General features: G+C 56.0%; 4 protein-coding genes. 3 read left to right on the forward strand and 1 reads right to left on the reverse strand.

Annotated elements, in window-relative coordinates; genetic code table 11:
* A partial coding sequence (locus ACPGUT_RS15785) for a hypothetical protein (RefSeq protein ID WP_423993035.1) occupies nt 1-271 on the forward strand: 271 nt, incomplete at its 5' end.
* 62 nt (nt 272-333) lie between these two features.
* Here ACPGUT_RS15785 and ACPGUT_RS15790 read toward each other — a convergent pair.
* Complete coding sequence (locus ACPGUT_RS15790) at nt 334-801, reverse strand: DUF4174 domain-containing protein (RefSeq protein ID WP_423993037.1); 468 nt, start codon at nt 799-801, stop codon at nt 334-336.
* 94 nt (nt 802-895) lie between these two features.
* Between ACPGUT_RS15790 and ACPGUT_RS15795 the strand changes: the two genes are divergently transcribed.
* Together ACPGUT_RS15795 and scpA are read left to right on the forward strand one after the other, a co-directional pair.
* Entirely contained in the window at nt 896-1990 is a 1095-nt protein-coding gene (locus tag ACPGUT_RS15795) for a hypothetical protein (protein WP_423993039.1), read from the forward strand.
* Nucleotides 1911-3487 (forward strand): methylmalonyl-CoA mutase (scpA, locus tag ACPGUT_RS15800; protein ID WP_423993041.1); only part of this gene is annotated, 1577 nt, incomplete at its 3' end. The genes ACPGUT_RS15795 and scpA, both read left to right, overlap by 80 nt.

Genomic DNA, 3487 nt, shown 5'->3' on the forward strand with positions numbered 1-3487 from the left:
ACGACTGAGTGTGATTGATGGGGAGGTATCTGATCGACGTACCTTCGCCGGGCTCGCAGTAAAAGCGCCCGATGGTCAATGGCACTGCAACACATACGTCGGGCCTGATTCAGATATGAATACCTATGGCTTTTCGGAAAAGGAAAACGGAGATGTATTCCCGAGTTCAATCTACGTCACGGTGTCAGGCCATAATTCATCCACAGGTTTGAATATATGTGTTGGCGAAGATATGCAGGCATGCCCATATTTGGTTGGGGCATCAGAATGAACTATATGCTGGCCCCATTTAAAGCGTGTCGCCATGCAATGTGACGCAACACATATCGCCGCTTACTCCGTCGCGCGTCGGTCGCGGACTTCCTGCTGGCGCAGCGGGATTTTGTCGATGGATCGGCTGATTTCACGCACGTCCCAGGCAAAGGGTTTGCGCAGCCGGATGACGCCGTCTTTCCCGATCAACACCATCATAAAACCACGCGGGCGTAGATTTTCACGCAGTTCAGATGCCATCCCCGGATCCGTATCGGTGATCACCACCACATCACGATCCAACAGCGTTTCGGCACCCGCTTCCAACTTTGCAATCTGGTCCGCAAAGCGCGGATCAAGCGGGCTGTCTGCAAACACCACGATCAGCCGCGCCTGCCACAGGAATTCATCGCCTGTGACATCACTGGCGTCGCGCATCTGTAATCCGATGCTGTCATCTGCCTGTGCGCTGACCACAGCAGGCACGCCCCCTGCAAAGATGGATGCGGCGCATGCGATTGAGATCAGGGCACGTGAGCGTTTTTTCATAAGGTTCTCCCTTCCTTCAGAGATAATCCTTTTCCGGGCAATTGCCAGGGGAAAAGGGCGCATTCCGATATGTGCTGCGGTTAAGACTTCCGAAATGCGGACCATGTTATGGCAGATGCCGGGGCATGGTGGGCTTGGGATGGTCGTTGTCGGGGGACAATTGGTGACCCGGGCCTGTGCCGACAGGATCGGGGTACAGATGGTTGAACTTATTCTTCACATGGGTGCGCATCGCACCGCAACGACGACATTTCAGAAATTCCTGAAACACAATGCAGCAGTGCTGGCAGAGGAAAATGTCTCTGCCATAGGTGCGGATGTCACCCGTGCGGGATTGCTGACCGGGCTGATGTGCCATCCGGATACAGCGACCGCCGAAAAAGACCGGCGTGCGCATCGTGCCGCGGGCCTTGTGCGCCTGATGCTTGCAGAAAAAACCCGCCACCAGTTTGGGCAGGTGATCTTGTCTGAACCGGATCTGATGGGCAACATATCTGAGAATATCACGACGGGGCGTCTTTATCCGACGGCAGCCGCGCGGTTTACACGGATGCACAAGGCTTTTGACAGCCATCTCAGCCGGATTGTGCTGTGCATTCGCAGTTATGACAGCTGGTGGGTTTCGCAATTTGCCGCAGGGATCATGCAAGGGCATGCCATGCCGGATCTTGCGCAGATGGATAGGCTTGTCACCCAGCCCCGGCGCTGGCGCATGCTGGTCGAAGATCTGAATGCCGCATTCCCTGGGGCTGAAATCCTTGTGCTGCCTTACGAAAGCTTTGGCGCTGATGCCGCCCGCAGTCTTGGGGTGATGACGGGGGTGGTGACGGATGGATTGTCGCCGCTGCAACAAAAACGCCATGCCATCGCGCCAAGCACGCGTTGCCTGAAAGAAATCGTGACCGACCGTGGTGAACGCCCAGCTGACAACAGCCTGGAAGATCTGGGCGCGTCCTGGAACCCACTGCCCGCAGATCATACCGCCGCTTTACAGGACGCGTACCGCGAAGACCTGACCTGGCTGCGGATGCAAAAGAATAAAAAAATAACACTGATTGACGACACAGGGCGCGAGCCCGCCTGGGAAGAAGACCAGAGAGGACAAGACGATGGTTTCGAAAAAGAATACGCCGCTGCCAGACGCATGGGCAGACCAAGCGACAAAGGAACTCCGCGGCCGACCGCTTGAGGATCTGACATGGAAGACGCTCGAAGGTATTGATGTCAAACCTTACTATGACGCGGCGGACCTTGAAGGCGTGGATCACCTGAATTCCACGGCGGGCCATGCGCCATTTACGCGCGGCGTGAAATCCACCATGTACGCGGGCCGCCCCTGGACCATCCGCCAATATGCGGGTTTTTCGACGGCCGAAGAAAGCAACGCCTTCTATCGCAAAGCGCTGGCCGCTGGTCAACAGGGCGTCTCTGTGGCCTTCGATCTGGCAACCCACCGTGGTTATGACAGTGATCATGAACGGGTGGTTGGTGACGTGGGCAAGGCCGGCGTTGCGATTGATTCCGTTGAAGACATGAAAATCCTGTTCGACGGCATTCCGCTGGATAAAGTGTCCGTTTCCATGACGATGAACGGCGCTGTGATCCCGATCTTGGCAAATTTCATCGTGACGGGCCAAGAACAGGGGCACGATAAATCCCTGTTGGCTGGGACCATTCAGAATGACATTCTGAAAGAATTCATGGTGCGTAACACCTATATTTACCCACCTGAACCCTCCATGCGGATCATCTCTGACATCATCGAATACACGTCGAATGAGATGCCCAAGTTCAACTCGATCTCGATTTCCGGCTACCACATGCAAGAAGCGGGCGCGAACCTTGTGCAGGAACTTGCCTATACCCTGGCTGACGGGCGTGAATATGTGCGCGCGGCGATCAATGCGGGCATGGATGTCGATAAATTTGCGGGGCGCCTCAGCTTCTTCTTTGCCATTGGCATGAACTTCTTCATGGAGGCCGCGAAACTGCGCGCCGCGCGCCTTCTGTGGCATCGCGTCATGGAAGAATTCGAACCAAAGCTCGAAAAATCCTCCATGCTGCGCACCCACTGCCAAACCTCTGGCGTGTCCTTGCAAGAACAAGATCCTTACAACAACGTTGTGCGCACAGCTTACGAGGCCATGGCAGCCGCCCTCGGTGGCACGCAATCCCTGCACACCAACGCGCTGGACGAAGCCATTGCTTTGCCCACAGATTTCTCGGCCCGCATCGCGCGCAACACCCAGCTGATCCTGCAGGAAGAAACCGGCATCACCAATGTGGTCGATCCGTTGGCGGGCTCTTACTATGTCGAAAGCCTGACATCTGATCTGGCGGACAAAGCCTGGGCTTTGATGGAAGAAGTCGAAGAAATGGGCGGCATGACCAAGGCGGTGGCTTCTGGCATGCCAAAACTGCGCATCGAAGAAAGTGCTGCGCGTCGTCAGGCCAATATTGACCGGGGTGACGAAGTCATTGTCGGTGTGAACAAATACCGTCTCGAGAAAGAGGATGCGATCGACATTCTTGATGTTGATAACGTCGCCGTGCGCGAAGCACAGGTCGCGCGTCTGGCGGGCATCCGCGAAACGCGCGATGCAGCAGCCTGTGAAGGTGCCCTTGTGGCGCTTGAACAGGGGGCTTCTTCTGGCAAAGGCAACCTGTTGGCCCTGGCTGTCGAAGC

This window comes from Halocynthiibacter sp., assembly GCF_049608145.1.
Taxonomy (GTDB): domain Bacteria; phylum Pseudomonadota; class Alphaproteobacteria; order Rhodobacterales; family Rhodobacteraceae; genus Halocynthiibacter.